At 67.4% G+C, this 19,933-nt stretch carries 19 protein-coding genes; 7 read left to right on the forward strand and 12 right to left on the reverse strand.

Annotated elements, in window-relative coordinates:
• The first annotated feature begins 35 nt into the window (after positions 1-35).
• Positions 36-1,499, forward strand: a complete 1,464-nt coding sequence (locus tag OM513_RS18645; protein ID WP_264946281.1) for a flavin-containing monooxygenase — start codon at positions 36-38, stop codon at positions 1,497-1,499.
• Between the two features lie 119 nt (positions 1,500-1,618).
• Here the strand turns inward: OM513_RS18645 and OM513_RS18650 are convergent, their stop codons facing one another.
• From OM513_RS18650 to OM513_RS18665, 4 genes are all read right to left on the reverse strand, one after another.
• Positions 1,619-2,068: a MaoC family dehydratase gene (locus OM513_RS18650; RefSeq protein WP_264946282.1), complete on the reverse strand. Its 450-nt coding sequence runs from the start codon at positions 2,066-2,068 to the stop codon at positions 1,619-1,621.
• The gene (locus OM513_RS18655; RefSeq protein WP_264946283.1) at positions 2,068-2,475 is read right to left on the reverse strand and encodes a GNAT family N-acetyltransferase; all 408 of its coding nucleotides are present in this window, start codon (positions 2,473-2,475) and stop codon (positions 2,068-2,070) included. Before OM513_RS18655 ends, OM513_RS18650 begins: the two co-directional genes overlap by 1 nt.
• Positions 2,476-2,672: 197 nt before the next feature.
• Positions 2,673-4,565, reverse strand: coding sequence for an acetyl/propionyl/methylcrotonyl-CoA carboxylase subunit alpha (locus OM513_RS18660; RefSeq protein WP_264946284.1), 1,893 nt, complete (start codon positions 4,563-4,565; stop codon positions 2,673-2,675).
• Positions 4,566-4,590: 25 nt separating this feature from the next.
• Positions 4,591-4,950, reverse strand: coding sequence for a hypothetical protein (locus OM513_RS18665; RefSeq protein WP_264946285.1), 360 nt, complete (start codon positions 4,948-4,950; stop codon positions 4,591-4,593).
• A gap of 282 nt (positions 4,951-5,232) precedes the next feature.
• On the opposite strand from OM513_RS18665, the gene OM513_RS18670 reads away from it, so the two are divergent.
• Positions 5,233-5,640, forward strand: coding sequence for an endonuclease domain-containing protein (locus OM513_RS18670; protein WP_264946286.1), 408 nt, complete (start codon positions 5,233-5,235; stop codon positions 5,638-5,640).
• A 20-nt stretch (positions 5,641-5,660) separates the two neighbouring features.
• Here OM513_RS18670 and OM513_RS18675 read toward each other — a convergent pair whose 3' ends face one another.
• On the reverse strand, positions 5,661-7,262 hold the full coding sequence (locus tag OM513_RS18675) for a carboxyl transferase domain-containing protein (RefSeq protein ID WP_264946287.1): 1,602 nt from the start codon (positions 7,260-7,262) through the stop codon (positions 5,661-5,663).
• Positions 7,263-7,351: 89 nt separating this feature from the next.
• Positions 7,352-8,365, reverse strand: a complete 1,014-nt coding sequence (locus tag OM513_RS18680; RefSeq protein WP_264946288.1) for an alpha/beta hydrolase — start codon at positions 8,363-8,365, stop codon at positions 7,352-7,354.
• A gap of 120 nt (positions 8,366-8,485) precedes the next feature.
• Between OM513_RS18680 and OM513_RS18685 the strand changes: the two genes are divergently transcribed.
• Positions 8,486-8,821: a DMT family protein gene (locus OM513_RS18685; RefSeq protein WP_264946289.1), complete on the forward strand. Its 336-nt coding sequence runs from the start codon at positions 8,486-8,488 to the stop codon at positions 8,819-8,821.
• Positions 8,822-8,828: 7 nt separating this feature from the next.
• Here OM513_RS18685 and OM513_RS18690 read toward each other — a convergent pair whose 3' ends face one another.
• Positions 8,829-9,044 (reverse strand): hypothetical protein, encoded by a 216-nt coding sequence (locus OM513_RS18690; RefSeq protein ID WP_264946290.1) that lies wholly within the window; start codon positions 9,042-9,044, stop codon positions 8,829-8,831.
• 77 nt (positions 9,045-9,121) lie between these two features.
• Positions 9,122-10,273 (reverse strand): isovaleryl-CoA dehydrogenase, encoded by a 1,152-nt coding sequence (locus OM513_RS18695; RefSeq protein WP_264946291.1) that lies wholly within the window; start codon positions 10,271-10,273, stop codon positions 9,122-9,124.
• Between the two features lie 98 nt (positions 10,274-10,371).
• Here OM513_RS18695 and OM513_RS18700 point away from each other — a divergent pair, with 98 nt between their 5' ends.
• Entirely contained in the window at positions 10,372-11,787 is a 1,416-nt protein-coding gene (locus OM513_RS18700; RefSeq protein ID WP_264946292.1) for an amino acid permease, read from the forward strand.
• On the opposite strand, the gene OM513_RS18705 is transcribed toward OM513_RS18700, so the two are convergent.
• From OM513_RS18705 to hppD, 3 genes are all read right to left on the reverse strand, one after another.
• On the reverse strand, positions 11,774-12,127 hold the full coding sequence (locus OM513_RS18705; protein ID WP_264946293.1) for a Rieske (2Fe-2S) protein: 354 nt from the start codon (positions 12,125-12,127) through the stop codon (positions 11,774-11,776). The two genes, OM513_RS18700 and OM513_RS18705, sit on opposite strands and share 14 nt — an antisense overlap.
• 25 nt (positions 12,128-12,152) lie before the next feature.
• Positions 12,153-13,430 carry a homogentisate 1,2-dioxygenase gene (gene hmgA / locus OM513_RS18710; protein ID WP_264946294.1) on the reverse strand — a complete coding sequence of 426 codons (1,278 nt, stop codon included), beginning with the start codon at positions 13,428-13,430 and terminating at the stop codon, positions 12,153-12,155.
• 177 nt (positions 13,431-13,607) lie between these two features.
• Positions 13,608-14,660, reverse strand: a complete 1,053-nt coding sequence (gene hppD, locus OM513_RS18715) for a 4-hydroxyphenylpyruvate dioxygenase (RefSeq protein WP_264946295.1) — start codon at positions 14,658-14,660, stop codon at positions 13,608-13,610.
• Positions 14,661-14,774: 114 nt separating this feature from the next.
• On the opposite strand from hppD, the gene OM513_RS18720 reads away from it, so the two are divergent.
• From OM513_RS18720 to OM513_RS18730, 3 genes are all read left to right on the forward strand, one after another.
• Complete coding sequence (locus OM513_RS18720) at positions 14,775-15,377, forward strand: TetR/AcrR family transcriptional regulator (RefSeq protein ID WP_264946296.1); 603 nt, start codon at positions 14,775-14,777, stop codon at positions 15,375-15,377.
• A 231-nt stretch (positions 15,378-15,608) separates the two neighbouring features.
• Positions 15,609-16,103, forward strand: a complete 495-nt coding sequence (locus tag OM513_RS18725) for an asparaginase (RefSeq protein WP_264946297.1) — start codon at positions 15,609-15,611, stop codon at positions 16,101-16,103.
• 297 nt (positions 16,104-16,400) lie between these two features.
• Positions 16,401-17,336, forward strand: coding sequence for a BKACE family enzyme (locus OM513_RS18730; protein WP_264946298.1), 936 nt, complete (start codon positions 16,401-16,403; stop codon positions 17,334-17,336).
• Between the two features lie 125 nt (positions 17,337-17,461).
• Here the strand turns inward: OM513_RS18730 and OM513_RS18735 are convergent, their stop codons facing one another.
• Positions 17,462-19,765: a TonB-dependent receptor gene (locus OM513_RS18735; protein ID WP_264946299.1), complete on the reverse strand. Its 2,304-nt coding sequence runs from the start codon at positions 19,763-19,765 to the stop codon at positions 17,462-17,464.
• Between the last annotated feature and the right edge of the window lie 168 nt (positions 19,766-19,933).

A 19,933-nucleotide genomic window follows, 5' to 3' on the forward strand; every position in this document is an offset into this window, starting at 1 on the left:
ACAATATTGTAAGCAAGCCGGAAGCGGAGAGGCGAATGAGCGAGCATTTCGACGTATTGATCGTGGGCGCCGGCATTTCGGGCATCGGCACGGCCTGGCACCTGCAAAAGCATTGCCCGGATCGGAGCTATGCGATCCTGGAGGGGCGGGCGTGCAAGGGCGGGACGTGGGACCTGTTCCGCTATCCCGGCATCCGATCGGATTCGGATATGTTCACGCTCGGCTATTCCTTCCGTCCCTGGACGGGGGCGAAGGCGATCGCCGACGGCCCTTCGATCCTCCAGTATCTGGAGGATACCGCGGCCGAGAACGGGATCGAGCCGCACATCCGCTATGGCCACCGCGTCACCCGCGCCGAATGGTCCACCCCCGACGCGCTGTGGACCGTCACGGTGGAGGCGGGCGGCGAGACGCGGACCTTCACCTGCTCGTTCCTCTCGATGTGTTCGGGCTATTACCGGTACGATCGCGGCTACCTGCCCGAATGGGAGGGGACGGCGGACTATAAGGGCCGGATCATCCACCCGCAGTTCTGGCCCGAGGACCTGGACTATGCCGGCAAGCGCGTGGTGGTGATCGGCAGCGGCGCGACCGCGGTGACGATCGTGCCCGAAATGGCCAAGCGGGCCGCGCACGTCACGATGCTCCAGCGCTCTCCCACCTATGTCGCCTCGCTGCCCAGCGAGGACGCCATCGCCAACTGGCTGCGCAAGCGGCTGCCCGCGAAGACCGCCTATGCGATCACGCGCTGGAAGAATGTGCTGATCTCGCAATTCTTCTTCAGCCGCATGCGCAAGAACCCGGAGAAGGCCAAGGAGCGGCTGGTGGGCATGGTGCGCGAGCATCTCGGCCCCGATTACGACGTCGCGACCCATTTCACGCCCAAATATAATCCGTGGGACCAGCGGCTGTGCGCGGTGCCCGACGCCGACATGTTCGAGGCGATCAAGTCCGGCGCGGTATCGGTGGAGACCGACACGATCGAACGCTTCACCGGAAAGGGGCTGAAGCTGGCATCGGGCAAGGAGCTGGAGGCGGACATCATCGTCACCGCCACCGGGCTGGACCTGCAGATCATGGGCGGCGTGCCGCTGATCGTGGACGGCAAGGAAACGGACGTGCCGCACGCGCTGACCTATAAGGGCATGATGCTGTCGGACGTGCCCAACATGGCCTTCACCTTCGGCTATACCAACGCGAGCTGGACGCTGAAGGCGGACCTGACCAGCGAATATGTCTGCCGCCTGCTCAACGCGATGAAGTCGCGCGGGATGCGCCAGGTGACGCCGCGGCCGAAGGGGCCGGTGGAGGAGATCCCGTTCGTCGATTTCTCGTCGGGCTATATCCAGCGCGCGGTGGCGCACCTGCCCAAGCAGGGCGCGCGCAAGCCGTGGCGGCTGAACCAGCGCTATACCCGCGACCTGATGGCGCTGCGTTTCGGCGGGATCGACGACGAGATGGAGTTCTCCAACCCGGTGGCGAAGGCGAAGGCCGCCTGATCGGGAAGGGGCGGAAGCATGCCGGTTCGATCCGGAAGCCGCGTGCGGCCAGCTTCTGGAATCCGCCCCCTCCGTCACGCTGTGCGTGCCACCCCCCCCCTGGTGGGGGAGGATAGGGGTTATCCGCGCGATTTGAGCAGGGCGGAGCGGGTGCATTCGCACACGATCTCGTCGCGCTGGTTCCGCATCCGGTGTTTCCAGGTGACGATGCCCTGGCCGGGGCGCGACTGGCTGGGGCGGACGGCGATAACCTCGCTCTCCGCGCGCAGCGTATCGCCGATGAACACCGGCTTCGGCATGCGCAATTCGTCATAGCCCAGGTTGGCGACCAGCGTGCCCGCGGTCGTATCGCCCACGGTGATGCCCACCATCAGGCTGAAGGTGAAGGTGCCGTTGACGAGGATGCGGCCGAACTCGCTCGCCTTCGCCGCCTCGGCATCGATGTGCAGCGGCTGGGTGTTGTGCGTCATGGTGGAGAACAGGAGGTTGTCCGTTTCCGTCACGGTGCGGCGCAGTTCGTGCGCGATGGTGTCGCCAACCTGCCATTCGTCGAACCAGCGTCCGGCCATCACTCCGCCTCCCGCAGCTTGCGCTTGAATCCCTTGTGGCTCTGCACCCAGCCGAGCCGTTCGTAGAAACGGTGCGCGCCGGTGCGCTCGTTCGACGAGGTGAGCTGGACCATGAAGCAGCCGCGTTCACGGCAGCACTCGACCGCCCAGTCGATCAGCTTCGCGCCGAGGCCCTGGTTGCGGACGCTGGAGTCGATCCGAACCGCCTCGATCTGGCCGCGCCAGGCGCCGCGGAAGCTGAGGCCGGGGAGAAAGCTGAGCTGGAGCGTGCCGACCACGCGGCCGTCGAGCTCGGCGGAGACGAGGAGCTGGTTGGGGTCCGCCGAGATCGCATCGAAGGCGGCGGCGTAGCGCGGGTCCGCGGGATCGGTCTCGCGGGCGTCCGGAATCGTGTCCTCGCGGAGCATGGCGAGGATGGCGGGGAGGTCTTCGCGGGTGGCGGGGCGGATGATGAGGCCATCAGTTCCTCCCCCGGAGGGGGAGGGGGACCGCGAAGCGGTGGAGGGGTATTCGCCATGGAAGTTGCCGCTGGTGGAGACTACCCCTCCACCATGCTGCGCATGGTCCCCCTCCCCCTCCGGGGAAGGAATGACCGGGGAGGCCATCATTCCGCCTTCTCCACGCGGACGAGCAGCGTGCCCTCGCTCACCTGGGCGCCGGCTTCGGCGTTCAGTTCCGCGACGATTCCGTCGAAAGGGGCGGTTAGGCCGTGCTCCATCTTCATCGCTTCGAGCGTGAGGAGGCGCTGGCCCTTGGTGACGCCATCGCCGGCGGCGACGTCGACCGAGGTGACGCGACCGGGCATCGGCGCGAGCATCGCGCCGTCGCTTGCGGCGGCACCCGCCCCGCCGGCCGCGCGATATTGGGTCAGCACATAGGTCTGCCCGCGCTCGTTGAGCAACGCGACCGGTTCGGCGAAGCTGGCGATGCACGCCACGCCGTCTTCGTCGGGCACGATCCAGCGCTCGACGCCGTCCACCAGCACCCGTTCCTCCCGCCGCGGCGGCGCGTTTAGCCGCCAGCCGAGCAGCTCCCTGGGCACATCGGCGTACCCCATCAGATAGAATTCGCTCGCCGCCTGGGCCACGCCCGCGTCCGAGGGCTGGGCCGCGGGTAGCAGCGCATCGCCCTTTTCGGCGATGAAGGCGGTGGTGATCCTGCCTGCCACAAAATCGGGATCGTCGAGCGCGGCGACCAGAAAGCCCGCATTGGTGCGGACCGGGGCGACCAGCGTGTCCGAAAGCTCGCCGATGAGCCGATCGATGGCGTGCTCGCGCGTCGTGGCATGGGCGATGACCTTGGCGATCATCGGGTCGTAGAAGCTGGACACCTCGTCACCGGTTTCCACCCCGGTTTCGATCCGCGTCGACGAGGGCGGATCGGTGAACAGGTGCCGGTTCGACCACATCAGCGGCGCCAGCCGGCCGATGCTGGGCAGGAACCCCTTCGCCGGGTCCTCGGCATAGAGCCGCGCCTCGATCGCCCAGCCGTTGATGCTGAGTTCGTCCTGCCCGAGCGGGATCGGCTCGCCCGAGGCCACGCGGAGCTGCCATTCGACCAGATCGACGCCCGTGATCTCCTCGGTAACCGGATGTTCGACCTGGAGGCGGGTGTTCATCTCCATGAACCAGATGCGGTCGGCGCGCAGGCCTTCGCTGGCGTCGGCGATGAACTCGATCGTGCCCGCGCCGACATAGTCCACCGCCTTCGCGGCGCGGACGGCGGCGGCGCAGATCGCCTCGCGGGTCGCCTCGTCCATGCCGGGGGCGGGGGCTTCCTCGATCACCTTCTGGTGGCGGCGCTGGAGCGAGCAGTCGCGTTCGAACAGGTGGACGACATTGCCGTGGCTGTCGCCGAACACCTGCACCTCGATATGGCGCGGGCTGAGGATGTATTTCTCGATCAGCACGCGATCGTCGCCGAAGCTGGACGCGGCCTCGCGCTTGCAGCTCGCCAGCGCGTCGGCGAAGTCCGCGGCGGCGTCCACGCGGCGCATCCCCTTGCCGCCGCCGCCGGCCACCGCCTTGATCAGCACGGGATAGCCGATCGCATCGGCCTCCGCCTTCAGCCGCTCCGGCGACTGGTCGTCGCCCAGATAGCCGGGGGTGACGGGCACGCCGGCCGCGATCATCCGCGCCTTCGCGGCGTCCTTCAGGCCCATCGCGCGGATGCTCTCGGGCTTCGGGCCGACCCAGATCAGCCCGGCGTCGATCACCGCCTGGGCGAAATCGGCGTTCTCCGACAGGAAGCCGTAGCCGGGGTGGATCGCGGCGGCGCCTGCTTCCTTCGCGGCGGCGATGATCTTCGCGCCCACCAGATAGGATTCGCGTGCCGGGCTGGGGCCGATATGCACCGACTGGTCCGCCTGGCGGACGTGGAGCGCGTTCGCGTCGGCATCCGAATAGACCGCGATCGTGCGGACGCCCATCTCGCGCGCGGTGCGGATGATGCGGCAGGCGATCTCGCCGCGGTTGGCGATGAGAAGAGAGGGGATCATCGCGACCCCCTCCTGAACCCGGTGCCTATTCGCAGTCGCCCGTCGAGCCGGCCGTCTGGCAGACGTCGAGCACCCATTTCAGGTCGAAATTGGTGTAGGACGTCCAGCTCTTGTGCCGCTGATAGGCGACGGCGGGAACGCCGTTCACCATCAGCATCATCCACGGCAGCTCGTGGCGCATCGGATCGTATTCCACCACCGTGAACTTGTGCCCCGGCATGTCGATCACGACGCCGTTGTCCATCCAGGTCTCGGTACATTTGCCCTGATAGACCGATCCCGTTTCGTCCATCAGCGTGCAATAGCGCTTCACCACCTCCGGCGCGGGTGCGCCCGGCGTGTCCGCCGACGAAGCCGGAACCGCGGCCGCCGCGAGGCCGGCCATAACAAGTCCACTGAGGATCACGCCCATTCTCCCATACCCGGAAGCAAGCCGGCGGCGTCGAGAGGATCGCGCCTTCATCCGGGTTGCTGCCCGGGGAAGGATGATATGGGAATGCAACGATCGGGGCCATGATACGGATGTCCAGTCCTTGGCGGGGATGGGGGGAGGGGGAGCAGCAGGCAGAGGCTAGGCGGGTTTCCTGATATCTCCCCCGGCTTGCCGGGGGAGGGGGACCATGCGAAGCATGGTGGAGGGGCGCGCGAAGCGCGAGGGAGCCGCCAGATGCTGAAGGGCTATGGCAGATCATATCGTCGCGCAAAGCAGCTTCGCCGGGAAATGACGCTGCCGGAGGTTCTGCTGTGGCGGGCGCTGCGCGGGCGATCCGGCGACAAGTGGCGAAAGCAGCACCCGGCGGGACCCTATATTCTGGATTTCTATTGCGACCGGGCGAAGCTGTGCATCGAAATTGACGGCGAGGTCCATGAACGCGGCGGACACCCGGCGCTTGACGCGCGGCGGGACGGCTGGCTGGCCGCAAGGGGCATCGAAACGCAGCGTATCCCGGCCTGCGACGTCCTGGGTAATCTGGAGGGTGTCGTCGCGTTCGTCGCCGCCCACGTGCGCAGGCGCGCGCCCCTCCACCGTCCTGCGGACGGTCCCCCTCCCCCAGACGAGCTGGGGGAGGATTGATGGGTGGCGTTTCGTGCCCATCACATCCGGAACACGCCGAACGCGGGGCGTTCGGGGATGGGGGCGTTGAGCGTGGCGGCGAAGGCCAGGCCCAGCACGTCGCGGGTCTGCGCGGGATCGATGATGCCGTCGTCCCACAGCCGGGCGGTGGCGTGCCAGGGATTGCCCTCGTCCTCATAGCGCTGGCGGATCGGGGCCTTGAACGCCTCCGCCTCCTCCGGCGTCCATTTATCCGCGTCGCGGTGGACGGTGGCGAGGACGCTCGCCGCCTGCTCGCCGCCCATCACGCTAACGCGGCTGTTGGGCCAACTGAACAGGAAGCGGGGAGAATAGGCGCGGCCGCACATGCCGTAATTGCCCGCGCCGAAGCTGCCGCCGATCAGCACGGTGACCTTGGGCACGGTGGCGGTGGCGACGGCGGTGACCAGCTTCGCGCCATGTTTCGCAATGCCTTCCGCCTCATATTTGCCGCCGACCATGAAGCCGGAGATGTTCTGGAGGAACAGCAGGGGCACGCGCCGCTGGCAGGCGAGTTCGATGAAATGGGCGCCCTTCACCGCGCTTTCGCTGAACAGCACGCCGTTGTTGGCGATGATGCCCACCGGAATGCCCCAGATATGCGCGAAGCCGCACACCAGGCTGGCGCCGTAGAGCGCCTTGAACTCGTGGAACTCGCTGCCGTCGACCAGCCGGGCGATCACCTCATGCACGTCATAGGGCGCGCGGACATCGGTGGGCAGGATGCCGTAGAGATCCTCGGCGGCGTATTGGGGCGGGCGCGGATCGATCCGGGCGATCTCCGGCGCGCGATCGGCGGGCAGGTGGCTCACGATGTCGCGGACGATGGTGAGCGCGTGCTCGTCGTTCTCCGCCACATGATCGACCACGCCCGAACGGCGGCCGTGGAGATCGCCGCCGCCAAGGTCCTCGGCGCTGATCACCTCGCCGGTCGCGGCCTTCACCAGCGGCGGGCCGGCCAGGAAGATCGTGCCCTGGTTGCGCACGATCACCGTCTCGTCGCTCATCGCGGGGACATAGGCGCCGCCCGCGGTGCAGCTTCCCATCACGCAGGCGATCTGGGGGATGCCCTTGGCGCTCATGTTCGCCTGGTTGAAGAAGATGCGGCCGAAATGCTCCCGGTCCGGGAACACCTCCGCCTGATGGGGCAGGTTGGCGCCGCCGCTGTCGACCAGATAGATGCAGGGCAGGCGGTTCGCCTCCGCGATCTCCTGGGCGCGGAGATGCTTCTTCACGGTCATCGGGTAATAGGTGCCGCCCTTTACCGTGGCGTCGTTGCACACGATCATCACAGTGCGGCCCGACACGCGGCCGATCCCGGCGATCATTCCCGCGCCCGGCACTTCGCCGTCATACATGTCGCAGGCGGCGAGCTGGCCGATCTCAAGGAACGGCGATCCGGGATCGAGCAGCCGTTCCACCCGGTCGCGGGGCAGCAGCTTGCCGCGGCTGGCGTGCCGCTCGCGCGAGGCCTGCGAACCGCCCAGCGCGGCGCGGGCCACGTCCTCGCGCAGTTTCGCGGCCAGCGCGCGATGATGCGCTGCGTTGGCGCGATACGTCTCGCTGTCGGCCGACACGTTCGTGCCCAGCACCGGAGCGCTCATAAATAGGGCATCCTTCCTGTCCTAATATCGCCCTCCCTTACACATGCCCCGGGCGCAAGGAAAGGCGCCGGCGCGATGTTCGATATTCGTCACATCCCCTTCAGATGCGCCTGGAAAAACGGCAGCAGATTGTCGCGGAAGCGATCGGGGATGCGGTTGCCGTGGTCGCCGTCATAGACGGTCCAGTCATGCGCGACGCCATAGCGGACGAGCGCGGCGTGCAGCGCCTGATTGTCCGCCAGCAGGAAATCCTTGTCGCCCACGTCCAGCGCCATCGCGGTGATGCTCCGCATGCCCGGCACATATTGCGGCAGCATCGCCAGTGGCGCGTTGGCCGCCCAGCGCGCGAACACGCTCTGGTCCAGCGCGCCGTCCTTGTACGGGAAATCGGCGTAGAAGGGCGGCTTGTCCGGCGCCGGGGACCAGGCGACCGCGGTCGTTATCCCGGCGCGGACCATGAAATCGCCCTTCAGCGCCTGTTCCATCGTCACCGAGGCGATGGCCTTTGCCTGCTCCAGCGTGTCGGTGCGCGGGGCCAGGCAGCAGGAGCTCATCGCATAATAGCTGGAAAAGACGCCGGGATGCTTCATCGCCAGCCGCATCGTGCCGTAACCGCCCATCGAATGGCCGGAAAGGCCGCGGCTCTCGCGCTTCGCGATCGTGCGGTAATGGCCATCGATATAAGCGACCAGATCGCGCGCGACGAAGGTTTCGAAATCGCCGATCGTGGTCGAGCTGGAATACATTGATCCGCCGTGGCGCGTGTAGCTGTCCGGCAGGACCAGGATCATCTCCTGGCCCTTCGCAAAGGCGGTATCGGCGGCCTGGGCGGCGGAGAGATACTTCATGTATCCCTCCGCAGTGGCGGTGAAGCCGTGCAGGAAATAGACGACCGGATAGCGGCGCTTGGGCTGCTTGGCATAGCTGGCGGGCAGGATCACGAACACCTCGCGATCGGCGCTGTTGCCTTCCAGATTGCCCTCGATCGAGGGGCCGTGGACGGCGATCTTCTGCACCGTCACCTGCGCAGCCGCCGCGCCACCCCACAGCAGCGCGAGTACCGCCAGCGCAACCGCCGCACGGCGAAGCATCTCTATGCCCATAACCCCTCCTGATCTTTTCGCGCGCAAGACTAGAACGCCCGCACCCCCAGGGCAACGCGGGCGGTTGCGCGGCGGGCGGGGAGGGTGCCACAGCGGCGGAGCAATCCCGAAAGGCCCGCCATGCCAACCGTCCTGCTGTTGATCGGCTCAAACATCTTCATGACGATCGCCTGGTACTGGCACCTGAAGGGCGGGATGCACAAACCGCTGATCACGGTGATCCTGCTGAGCTGGGGCATCGCCTTCGTCGAATATTGCCTGGCGGTGCCGGCCAACCGGATCGGCTATGCCGGCGGCTGGACGCCCGGCCAGCTCAAGATCGCGCAGGAGGCGATCGCTCTGACCGTGTTCGGCGTGTTCATGGTCGCGGTGCTCGGCGAGCCGCTGAGCTGGCGGCATGCAGGCGCGTTCCTGTGCATCATGGGCGCGGTGGCGTTCCTGTTCGCCGGGCGGTGACGGCTGGTCAGTCGTCGTATTTGCCGCGATCGAGCAACCTGCCGATCAGGTGGCCAACGGTGAAAACCGCCGCATAGGTGGCGAAGTTCACCAGCCATTGGAAGAAGAACGAAAACTGCGGCCACAGGCCCGCGCTGAAGAATGTGAGGAATCCCGAGACGATCAGGACGATCGCATAATGGAGCAACAGATTGTCCCGCATCATGCGCCCATAGGCGAGCATGAACGCGATCAGCGCGATACCCAGAATCGTCTTCCTCCCCCTTGCCCGGATCGCGGGCGCAGGGGGAGATTGGACAATCAATTCGCGCCGATCAACTCGCGGCCGATCAGCATGCGGCGGACTTCGTTGGTTCCCGCTCCGATATCGAGCAGTTTCGCGTCGCGGGCGAAGCGTTCGACGGGCCAGTCCTTGGTATAGCCCGCGCCGCCCAGCGCCTGGATAGCCTCGAGCGACACCTTCACCGCATTCTCCGACGCGAGCAGGATCGCTCCCGCCGCATCGAAGCGCGTCGTCCTGCCCTCGTCGCACGAGCGGGCGACCGCATAGACATAGGCCCGCGCCGAATTGAGCGCGACATACATGTCCGCGACCTTGGCCTGCATGAGCTGGAACGCGCCGATCGGCTGGCCGAACTGCTTGCGCTCGCGGATATAGGGCAGCACCACGTCCAGGCAGGCCTGCATGATGCCGAGCTGGATGCCCGCCAAAACGGTGCGCTCATAGTCGAGGCCGCTCATAAGCACGCCGACGCCGCCGTTGAGCGGCCCCATGACATTCTCGTCCGGCACCTCGCAATCGTTGAACACCAGCTCGGCGGTGGGGGAGCCGCGCATGCCCATCTTGTCGATCTTCTGGCCGATCGAGAAGCCGGGCATGTCCTTCTCGATCAGGAAGGTGGTGATGCCGCGCGATCCCTCTCCCGTCTTCGCATAGACTACGAGGGTGTCGGCATAAGCCGCGTTGGTTATCCAGAATTTGGTGCCGTTGAGGACGTAGCCGCGATCGGTCTTCTCCGCGCGGAGCTTCATGCTCACCACGTCCGATCCCGCGCCCGCCTCCGACATCGCCAGGCTGCCGACATGCTCGCCGGAGATCAGCTTGAGCAGGTATTTGGCCTTCTGCTCGTCGTTCGCCCAGCGGCGGATCTGGTTGACGCACAGGTTCGAATGCGCGCCATAGCTGAGGCCGATCGAGGCTGAGGCGCGGCTCACCTCCTCGCACGCGATGACATGCTCGAGATAGCCCAGGCCCAGCCCGCCCCATTGCTCCTCCACGGTGATGCCGTGCAGCCCCAGCTCGCCCATCGCGGGCCACAGATCGCGCGGGAACCAGTCCTCCGCGTCGATCCGCGCGGCGAGCGGGGCGATCTGCTCCTTCGCGAACCGCGCGGTCGTCTCGCGGATCATGTCGGCCGTATCGCCCAGGCCGAAATCGAGCGTGGGTTCCATCCAATTCTCTCCCGAAACTTGCTTGCCGCCGGGCGGCGCGTATTCCTACCCTGTGCAGAAACAGCGGCGCTTCGACAAGCGCCCCAAGGGGGACCGGCATGCGAAACCTGGTGCGGCGTAAGGCGATGACGGCGGCCAAGGATCAGCCCGAGCATCACCGGCTGGCGCGCACGCTGAGCTGGCCGCATCTGGTGGCGCTGGGGGTCGGCGCGATCGTGGGCACCGGCATCCTGACGCTGATCGGGGTGGGGGCGGATCGCGCGGGGCCGGCAGTGCTGCTCAGCTTCGTGGTGGCGGGGCTGATCTGCGCCTGCGCCGCGCTCTGCTATGCCGAGATGGCGTCGATGATCCCCGCGTCGGGCAGCGCCTATACCTACAGCTATGCAGTGCTGGGCGAGATTTTCGCGTGGATCGTGGGATGGTCGCTGATCCTGGAATATTCGCTGGTGGTGGCGACGGTGGCGGTCGGCTGGTCCGGCTATGCGGTGGGATTCCTGAAGGGGCTGGGGATCGCGCTGCCGGAGTTCCTGACCCATGGGCCGACGGCGGACGGGCGCTTCGGCATCAACCTGCCCGCGATCCTGATCATCGGTGTGGTCGCGTGGCTGCTGATGCTGGGCACGCGGGAGAGCGCGCGGGTGAACAGCGCGCTGGTGGTGCTGAAGCTGATCACGCTGGCGCTGTTCGTCGCGGTGGCCCTGCCGCATTTCGATCCGGCCAACCTTCAGCCCTTCGCCCCCTTCGGATACGGTAGCACGCCGGGCGAGGGCGGGGTGAAGTTCGGCGTGATGGGCGCGGCGGCGATCATCTTCTTCGCCTTCTATGGCTTCGACGCGATCTCCACCGCGGCGGAGGAAGCAAAGGAGCCCGAGCGCGACCTGGCGATCGGCATCGTCGGATCGATGGTGGCCTGTACGCTGATCTACATGATCGTCGCGGCGGCGGCGGTGGGGGCGCTGCCCTTCGGCCGCTTCTCCGACAGCGCCGAGCCGCTGGCGCTGATCCTGCGCGAGATCGGGCAGGGCGGCATCGCCACCATCGTGGCGGCCGCGGCGGCGATCGCGCTGCCCACGGTGCTGCTGGCGTTCCTCTATGGCCAGAGCCGGATCTTCCTGGTGATGGCGCGCGACGGGTTCCTGCCGCGCGGGCTGGCCAAGGTGTCGCCGCGCGGCACGCCGGCGCGGATCACCGCGGCTACTGCGGCGGTGGTGGCCGTGCTCGCCGCGCTGACCCCGCTCGACATGATCGCCAGCCTGGCCAATGCGGGGACGCTGTGCGCCTTCGTGGGCGTGGCGGCGTGCGTGCTGGTTTCGCGGCGGCGCGATCCGGATGCGCGGCGGCCGTTCCGGGTGCCGGGCGCCTGGATCGTCGCGCCGCTGGCGATCCTGGGCTGCATCTATCTGTTCACCAGCCTGCAGGCGGTGACCCAATGGTCGTTCCTGGTGTGGAACCTGCTCGGGCTGGCGGTCTATTTCCTCTATGCGCGGCGGCGGTCGGGCCTCACGCGGTCGTGATCATGCCGTCCACCACGGCCACCGGCCACGGGATCAGCCGCGTGCCGGGGCATGGGCCGCCGACGCAGGCGCCGTCCTCGATCCGGTAGAGCGCGCCGTGCCAGTGGCAGCGGATCAGCCGGCCGTCGGGCGTCAGATAATCGTCTAGCTGGTGCGCCAACGGAAGCGCGATATGCGCGCAGCGATCGACATAGCCGAACACCGCATCGCCCCGGCGCACGACGAAGCCGTGGAAGCGCCCGGCCTTCATCTCCAGCACGAAGTTGCGCGCCGCGCCGTCCGCCACCGCAGCAAGCGGGGCGAGTGCGACGCCCGGCGGAGTGGCGGTCAGCCGTTCCACCAGCGCTCCATGCCGGAGAGCGGCTTCATGGCAGACGCGCTTTGGGAAATCCCTTCCATGCCGCGTCGTAATCGGCCTGGGCGCTCTCCATGGCAAGCCGCGTCGGGCGATAGGGCCAGCAGGTTTCGACCATGAACGCCATGGTGGCCTCCATCCGGTGCGGCTTCAGATCGGCGTTCGTGGCGGCATCCCAGCTCGCGACGTCCGGCCCATGGCCCGCCATCACATTGTGGAGGCTGAGCCCGCCGGGGACGAAGCCGTCCGCCTTGGCGTCATAGGCGCCCTGGATCAGCCCCATCGCCTCGCTCATCACGTTGCGGTGGAACCAGGGCGGGCGGAACGTGTCCTCCGCCACCATCCAGCGCGGGGGGAAGATCACGAAATCGGCGTTCGCGCGGCCCGCCACGGTGCTGGGCGAGGTGAGCACGGTGAAGATCGACGGATCGGGATGATCGAAGCTGACCGTGTTGATCGTGTTGAACCGCGCCAGATCATAGCGGCACGGCGCCAGGTTCCCGTGCCAGGCCACCACGTCGAGCGGGCTATGGTCCAACAGGGTTGTCCACAGGCTTCCCAACGACTTCTGCACAAGCTGGAACGGTTCGTCGCGATCCTCGAACCAGGCGGCGGGCGCCTCGAAATCGCGCGGGTTGGCCAGGCCGTTCGCGCCGATCGGGCCGAGATCGGGCAGGCGGAAGGCCGCGCCGAAATTCTCGGCGACATAGCCGCGCGCCTCGCCATCGGGCAGCAGCGCGCGGAAGCGCACGCCCCGCGGCACCAGCCCGATCCAGCCCGGCGCCAGCTCCAGCCGGCCAAGCTCGGTCAGCAGCGTCAGCCGCCCCGACTGGGGTATGAACAGCAGCTCGCCGTCCGCATCCATGAAGGCGCGCGTGTCCATGTCCCGGTTGGCGGCATAGGCATGGACGTTGACGCCATCCAGTTCGGCCGGATCGCGGGTGACCAGCATCGTCGCCATGCCGTCGATCAGGTCGGTGCCCGGCGCGGGGGCGGGCAGGGGATCCCAGCGCAGCCGGTTGGGCGCCAGCGGCCCCGGCGCCGGCTCGGCGGCGAAGCGCGGCGCACCCGTATAGGGCGCGAACGGCGGATGCTCCGCGGCGGGGCGCAGGCGATAGAGCCACGAACGCCGGTTCTCCGCGCGCGGCGCGGTGAACGCCGTGCCGCTGAGCTGTTCGGCGTAGAGGCCGAAGGCGGGCTTCTGCGGGCTGTTGCGCCCCACCGGCAGCGCGCCGGGGACTGCCTCGGTCGAGACATGGTTGCCGAAGCCGGGGAAATAGTCGGTCATGCGATGCCCTGGGCCTCCAAATCTGTCCGCCCCGAAGGACGAGTTTTTCTCGCACAAAGACGCAAGGCCACGAAGCGCGGTGCCGGCGCCGTTACCCGGCGAGGCCGCTTGCGCTCCGGCAGATGGGCGCCGCCGGCGCGGCGAACGGCTCAAACGCTGCGTGCGAAACCGAAGCGGCTATGCGTCCACCTTGATCACGCCGCGGCGGATCTGGTCCAGCTCGATGCTCTCGAACAGCGCCTGGAAATTGCCGTTGCCGAAGCCTTCGTTGCCCTTGCGCTGGATGATCTCGAAGAAGATCGGGCCGACCATATTCTCGGTGAATATCTGGAGCAGGATGCCCTCGCCGGTTTCCACCGAACCGTCGATCAGGATGCGGTTCCGCTTGAGCCGCTCCAGATCCTCGCCATGGCCGGGGACGCGCTTGTCGACCAGCTCGTAATAGGTCTCGATCGTGTCCTGGAGCCGCACGCCGCGGGCGCGGAGCCGTTCCACCGTGGCGTAGATATCGTCGGTGGTGAGCGCGAGGTGCTGGATGCCCTCGCCATTATATTCGCGGATGAATTCCTCGATCTGGCTCTTGTCGTCCTGGCTCTCGTTCAGCGGGATGCGGATCGCCTGATCGGGCGCGATCATCGCCTGGCTGAACAGGCCCGTCGCCTGGCCCTTGATGTCGAAATACTTCTGCTCCTCGAAATTGAAGAGCGTGCGATAGAATTCGCTCCACACGCGCATCTGGCCGCGGCGGACATTGTGGGTGAGGTGATCGAGCACGTCGAGGCCGACGCTGTTCGCGGCCTCCGCCTCGCGCCAGCCGGGGAACTCGGCCCAGTCGGCGTAGAGATCCTCGCCGTCCTGGACGAAATAGAGGTAGCTGCCGCCGATCCCCAGGATGACGGTGTCGTCTTCCTCGGTCTGCTTGGCGCCGTGCGCGAGCGCCCATTCCATCGCCCTGGCCGGATCGGCGACGCGGAACGCCATCGCGCTGGCCGAGGCGCCGTGCTCGCCGCGGAAGGCCGCGACACGGCCCGCCTCGTCGCGGTTCAGCATCAGGTTGATGCCGCCCTGCTTGTAGCGGGTGACGTTCTTCGTGGGATGCCGGTGCGTCGGCACGAAGCCGAGCAGCTCGAACTGCCGGGCCAGCGCCTCGGGCTCGGGCGAAGTGAATTCCACGAACTCGAACCCGTTGAGGCCGAGCGGATTGGACGGAGCGCGTGACAGGTCGTTCATGGGGACCAGCATAGGGGGCAATGAAAATAGTGTCAATTGATACCAGTTTAATTCTGTGACGGCCACGCAACGGATTTCCTTGCCAATTTCCAGAGAATCTGACTATGGTCAGATATGACTGAAATCGGCCTTCGCGAGCGCAAGCGCATCGACACCAGGGCGCGCATCGTCGAGGCGGCCTGCGCGATGTTCGAAAGCCGCGGGATCGAGGAGGTGACGGTCGACGAGATCGCCGCCGCCGCCGATGTCGGGAAGGGCACCGTCTACAACTATTTCGGCGCGAAGGAGGACATCGTCGTCGCCTTCCTGGTCGAGGTGGACCGGCCGGCGGTGGGCGCGATGGCTTCGCTGCCGTTGCAGGGGATGAGCGTGGCCGAGGCGCTGGACGCCGCCGCGTGGAGCCTGCTGGAAAACAAGGAGCCGCACCACGCCTTCGTCCGTGCATATCTCGCGCGGCTGTTCCTGGCGGACAGCATCGCGTTCGAACTGGCGGAATTCCAGGCGCAGCTCGATGCGGCGCTGACGGCATTATTCACCCGCCTGCTGGCGCGGCCGGGCATGCGCCGCGCGCTGCCGGTGGCCGAACTGGTCCAGTCGTTCAAGACGATGCACCTGGGGCTCACCGCCGCCTGGGCGCTGGAAGGGGCGCCCTTCGCCAACGCGCGCCAGATCACGCGGCGGCACATGTATCTGCTCGCCAAGGGGCTGGAACTCTAAGGGCGGTCCTGCGGAGGGCCGATAGGCCCCGGCCGCGCCGCCTTCGCGCCATGCTCCGGATCAGGTCTCGCCGGCTATTCTATGGGTGGCCGGGTGGGGGAGCGGGCTGTTGCCGATTCCGCCAAAGGCGGACGGACTCCAGGCCGCGGCGCTGGAAAAGCGCATGGCTCGAATCCTGGCCCGGACGGTGCTAGCGGGTGGCAAGCGCACGCCGATCCAAGGGAGCCCGCCATGACCGCCAGCGACGCCATCCTGATCCTCACCACCGGGGGCACCATCGACAAGCAATATTTCGACGCGCTGAGCGAATATCAGGTCGTCGATACCGCAGTCGCGCGGCTGCTGGAGGTAGCGCGGGTGACCAAGAAGTTCGAGATCGCCGAGATCGTGCGCAAGGACAGCATCGACCTGGACGATACCGATCGCGCCGCGCTGGTCGCCGCGGCACGCGATGCGGCGGCCACGCGCATCGTCGTCACCCATGGCACCGACACGATGACCGAAAGCGCCGCCGCGCTGGCCCAGGTGACGGGCAAGACGATCGTGATGACCGGCGCCCTGACCCCGGCGCGCTTCAGCGAGAGCGACGCGGCGTTCAACCTGGGCATGGCCTTCGCCACCGCGCAGGTGGCGCCGCCGGGGGTCTATATCGTGATGAACGGCACCGTGTTCGATGCCGCCCATGTCGTGAAGGACCGTGCCCGCGGGGCCTTCGTGCCCAAATAGGCCACGCGCCGCTTCGGGGCTCAACCGGAAGCGGCACCGGGAGGGGGGAGGCCCTCGCATCCGCCGGAATGCGCAGGCCCAGTTTCATGCGGCCGGCCAGCCCCGCCCCTCTTCAACATGATGCGCGAACACCGGCCGGGGTCTGCCGGCGGGCGGACCATGGACGAGCGCCGCCGCGACGCGCGGTTCGGCGCGCTGGCTGCCCCTCGCGCGTCCGGACCGTGAAAAGCGCTTGAAACCCCGCCGCCGAAGCGTAGGACAAAACGATCAAAGATCAAAAGTAGCGAAAGGGCACCTATGCTTAAGGCCAGGAAGACGATCATCACCTGTGCGGTTACCGGCTCGATCCACACGCCGAGCATGTCGCCGTACCTGCCCGTCACGCCGGAGGAGATCGCGCGGGAATCGATCGGCGCGGTTGAGGCGGGGGCCGCGATCGTCCACCTCCACGCGCGCGATCCGCTGGACGGTCGCCCGAGCCCCGACCCGGAGCTGTTCGCGCAGTTCCTACGCCCGATCCGCGAGGCGACCGACGCGGTGATCAACATCTCCACCGGCGGCGCGCCGGGCTTCACCATGGAAGACCGGCTGGCGGCGCCCAACCGCTTCCGGCCCGAGCTGACGTCGCTCAACATGGGATCGATCAACTTCGGCGTGTTCGGGCTGGCCGAGCGGCGGGGCGAATGGAAGCACGAATGGGAAAAGCCGTTCCTGGAAGGATCGCGCGCCGGATTCCAGTCCAACACCTTCGCCCAGATCGAGCGGGTGATCCAGGAGCTGCACCACGGCTATGGCACGCGCTTCGAATATGAATGCTATGACGTGGGGCACCTCTACACGCTGGCCCATTTCGCCGATCGCGGGATCATCAAGCCGCCGTTCCTCGTCCAGTGCATCTTCGGCATCCTGGGTGGCATCGGCGCGGACGTGAGCCACCTGACGCACATGCGCGACACGGCGGAGCGGCTGTTCGGTGACGATTACCTGCTGTCGTGCTTCGCGATCGGGCGGGCGCAGATGCCGTTCCTGGCCACCTGCGCCGCGATGGGCGGCAGCGTGCGCGTGGGGCTGGAGGACAGCCTGTACATCGCGCGCGGCCAGCTTGCGGAGAGCAATGCCCAGCAGGTGACGAAGATCCGCTGCATCGTGGAGGATCTGGGGATGGAGATCGCGACCCCGGCCGAGGCGCGCGAGATACTGGCACTGAAGGGCGGGGACACGCTTTCCTGGTGAACGCCGGCCCGGCCGGGCACCGTTCCCGGCCGGGCTGCCCCCCGTTGGGCTATCCCGCGATCCGCGCGGGCACAAAAAAAGCGTGGCGACGGTTTCCCGCCGCCACGCCCTCCAGGGACACCGGATCAGAAGTCGCGGCTGAGCGCGATCCCGAAAGTCCTGGGCTGCAGCGTCGTGACGCGCAGCGTGCGCTGGGCCGGCGACAGCGCGGTGCTGGCGCTGATCACCGGGCGATCGTTGAACAGGTTCTCGACGAAGCCCGCGATCTCCCAGCCGCCGTCCAGTTCCAGCCCGAGCCGCGCGGAGGCGCGGTCATAGCTGTCGCCCTGATAGGTGATGGCGTTGTAGCCGATCCGGCCCGGCGGCTGGGTGCGGGTGACGCCGTCGATCCACTGATAGTCGCCGCGCAGGAAGATTTCCGCGCCCTCGGCCACCTGCGCCCGGTATTCGCCGGTGAGCGACACCGTCCACTTGGGCACGCCCACCACGCGATCACCGTTGCGCGAGATCACGTTGCGCACGCCGGTGGTGGGGTTGGGGGGAGCGAGCAGGTCCTCGGTCAGTATCGCGTCGGTGTGTCCCACGCGGCCGCTGAGCGACAGGCCGGTGACGGGACGGACCGTGGTCTCCAGCTCGAAGCCGCGCGAGCGCGCCTTGCCCAGATTGTCGGTGTAGCCGAAGCCGCAGCCCGGCAGGTTCACCGGCTGCTGGATGTCGGTCCAGTCGATCTGGTAGACGGCGGCGTTGGCGGAAAGCTTGCGGCCGAACGCCTGGAACTTGATGCCCGCCTCATAGCTCCACAGCGAATCCGGGCCATAGCCGCTCGCCGGAGTGCCGCCCGATGCCGCCAGGTCCGCCGCGCAGGGGCCGAGTGGAACCGGCGGATTGACGCCGCCCGCGCGGAAGCCGCGCTGGGCAATGGCATAGACCATCAGGTCCTGCGACGCTTCGTAGCTGAGGCCGAACTTCGGCGTTACGGGGGAGTCGCTGCGCGATCCCGCCACATGCTGGACACCGCCGTTGAGCGGGCCCTGCGTCAGCCGTTCGAAATCCAGCTCGACGCGCGAGACGCGCACGCCCGCGCTGGCGCGCAGCCCGGGGAGCAGCATGTAGGTCACCTCGCCGAAGCCGGCGAGTTCCTTCTCGGTCCCGTCGGTCTGGCCCTGGTACACGCCCGATCCGGGCAGCAGCGGCAGCCCCACCGCCTGCTCGAAGGTCAGCCCGCCGGTCAGCGTGGTGAGCAGCGGCTCGGCGCCGAAATCGGCGACGAACTGGCTGAAGCTGTCCTCGGTCTTGCGATAGAAGCCGCCGATCAGCCAGGTGAACGGTCCGTCGCCGCTGGAGGCGAAGCGGATCTCCTGCGCGAAGTCCTCCTGCGTCACCTGGCTGTGGCTGGTCGAGCGATAGTCCTCGAAACCCGGGAAGAAATCCATTCCCGAGAAGATGTTGCTCTGGAGCGTCGAGTAATCGAGGTCCTGCCACTCGCGCTTGCGCAGCGTCGAGGTGACCGAGGTGAAGGTTGCCCAGCCGAAATCATACCGCAGCGTCAGGCTGGGGATCACGGTGCGGCTGACGCCGGGCTGGGGCGAGGTGTTGTTCTGGCTCGTGCCCGGCAGCGCCGCGACATAGACGGGCAGGTCGTCGCGCTTCACCTTCTGGTAGAGCACCGCCGGCTCGATCTCCAGGCCCGCCGCCGGGCGCCAGACCACCGCGCCGCGCAGCGTCACCGTCTCCGAATTGTCGACGTTCGAGGCCACCAGCGCGCCCGAGGTACGATCGATCCGCTCGACGAACCCGGCGTCGCGGCGCACGAGGCCGGAGACGCGGACGGCAAGCGTGTCGGTGACGATCGGGCCGCCCGCGGCGCCCGCCAGCTCATAGTTGGTGCCGCCGCCCGCGGTGCTCGAAAGCTCGGTGCGCACCCGGCCCGAATAGTCGGTGAAGGAGGGGGCGGTGGTGAGATAGCGGATCGTGCCGCCCATCGAGCTGGCGCCGTAGAGCGTGCCCTGCGGCCCGCGCAGCACCTCTACCCGCTGCACGTCGAACAGGCGCGGATCGACGTTGCCCGCGAAGTTCGAGGCACGCGCGGTTATCGGCACATCGTCGACATAGATGCCCACGGTGGGGGCACCCGCCGTGCCCGCGATGCCGCGGATCACCGGAGCGCCGTTCACCCCGCGCGAGCTGGGCAGCAGCACCAGCCCCGGCACGGTTCGCGAGATATCCTGAAGGTTGCGCGTGCCGGAGCTTTCCAGCTCCTTTTCCGAAAGCGCGCTGATGGAGATCGGCACGTCCTGAAGCCGCTCCTCGCGCTTCTGCGCCGTGACGACGATCTCGCTATCGTCCTGGCTATCCGATTCGGGCGCGGACTGCGCCAGCGCCGGCGCCGCGGCGGAAATCAGCCACAGCGCGGTGGCTCCCTTCAACATGGCCTGCCGGCGCGCGGCGGCGTGGTAACGCTTTCTCATTAGACAACCCCCTTCGCATTGTTTTCGGGTCTAACGTTGCTGATCTTTGATCAAAGATCAATACACGTGCCGCATTTCGGTCTCCTGCCTGTAATAATCGCCTTTGTTTCAATGGCTAATGGGCATGGC

Source organism: Sphingomonas canadensis (assembly GCF_026013525.1).
GTDB classification, from domain to species: Bacteria; Pseudomonadota; Alphaproteobacteria; order Sphingomonadales; family Sphingomonadaceae; genus Sphingomonas; species Sphingomonas canadensis.

What these genes read in the sequence shown, in the direction of transcription:
- OM513_RS18645 (WP_264946281.1), top strand. Translation starts at nt 36, where the DNA reads ATGAGCGAGCATTTCGACGTATTGATCGTGGGCGCCGGCATTTCGGGC.
- OM513_RS18650 (WP_264946282.1), bottom strand. Translation starts at nt 2,068, where the DNA reads ATGGCCGGACGCTGGTTCGACGAATGGCAGGTTGGCGACACCATCGCG.
- OM513_RS18655 (WP_264946283.1), bottom strand. Translation starts at nt 2,475, where the DNA reads ATGCTCCGCGAGGACACGATTCCGGACGCCCGCGAGACCGATCCCGCG.
- OM513_RS18660 (WP_264946284.1), bottom strand. Translation starts at nt 4,565, where the DNA reads ATGATCCCCTCTCTTCTCATCGCCAACCGCGGCGAGATCGCCTGCCGC.
- OM513_RS18665 (WP_264946285.1), bottom strand. Translation starts at nt 4,950, where the DNA reads ATGGCCGGCCTCGCGGCGGCCGCGGTTCCGGCTTCGTCGGCGGACACG.
- OM513_RS18670 (WP_264946286.1), top strand. Translation starts at nt 5,233, where the DNA reads ATGCTGAAGGGCTATGGCAGATCATATCGTCGCGCAAAGCAGCTTCGC.
- OM513_RS18675 (WP_264946287.1), bottom strand. Translation starts at nt 7,262, where the DNA reads ATGAGCGCTCCGGTGCTGGGCACGAACGTGTCGGCCGACAGCGAGACG.
- OM513_RS18680 (WP_264946288.1), bottom strand. Translation starts at nt 8,365, where the DNA reads ATGGGCATAGAGATGCTTCGCCGTGCGGCGGTTGCGCTGGCGGTACTC.
- OM513_RS18685 (WP_264946289.1), top strand. Translation starts at nt 8,486, where the DNA reads ATGCCAACCGTCCTGCTGTTGATCGGCTCAAACATCTTCATGACGATC.
- OM513_RS18690 (WP_264946290.1), bottom strand. Translation starts at nt 9,044, where the DNA reads ATGCTCGCCTATGGGCGCATGATGCGGGACAATCTGTTGCTCCATTAT.
- OM513_RS18695 (WP_264946291.1), bottom strand. Translation starts at nt 10,273, where the DNA reads ATGGAACCCACGCTCGATTTCGGCCTGGGCGATACGGCCGACATGATC.
- OM513_RS18700 (WP_264946292.1), top strand. Translation starts at nt 10,372, where the DNA reads ATGCGAAACCTGGTGCGGCGTAAGGCGATGACGGCGGCCAAGGATCAG.
- hmgA (WP_264946294.1), bottom strand. Translation starts at nt 13,430, where the DNA reads ATGACCGACTATTTCCCCGGCTTCGGCAACCATGTCTCGACCGAGGCA.
- hppD (WP_264946295.1), bottom strand. Translation starts at nt 14,660, where the DNA reads ATGAACGACCTGTCACGCGCTCCGTCCAATCCGCTCGGCCTCAACGGG.
- OM513_RS18720 (WP_264946296.1), top strand. Translation starts at nt 14,775, where the DNA reads ATGACTGAAATCGGCCTTCGCGAGCGCAAGCGCATCGACACCAGGGCG.
- OM513_RS18725 (WP_264946297.1), top strand. Translation starts at nt 15,609, where the DNA reads ATGACCGCCAGCGACGCCATCCTGATCCTCACCACCGGGGGCACCATC.
- OM513_RS18730 (WP_264946298.1), top strand. Translation starts at nt 16,401, where the DNA reads ATGCTTAAGGCCAGGAAGACGATCATCACCTGTGCGGTTACCGGCTCG.
- OM513_RS18735 (WP_264946299.1), bottom strand. Translation starts at nt 19,765, where the DNA reads ATGTTGAAGGGAGCCACCGCGCTGTGGCTGATTTCCGCCGCGGCGCCG.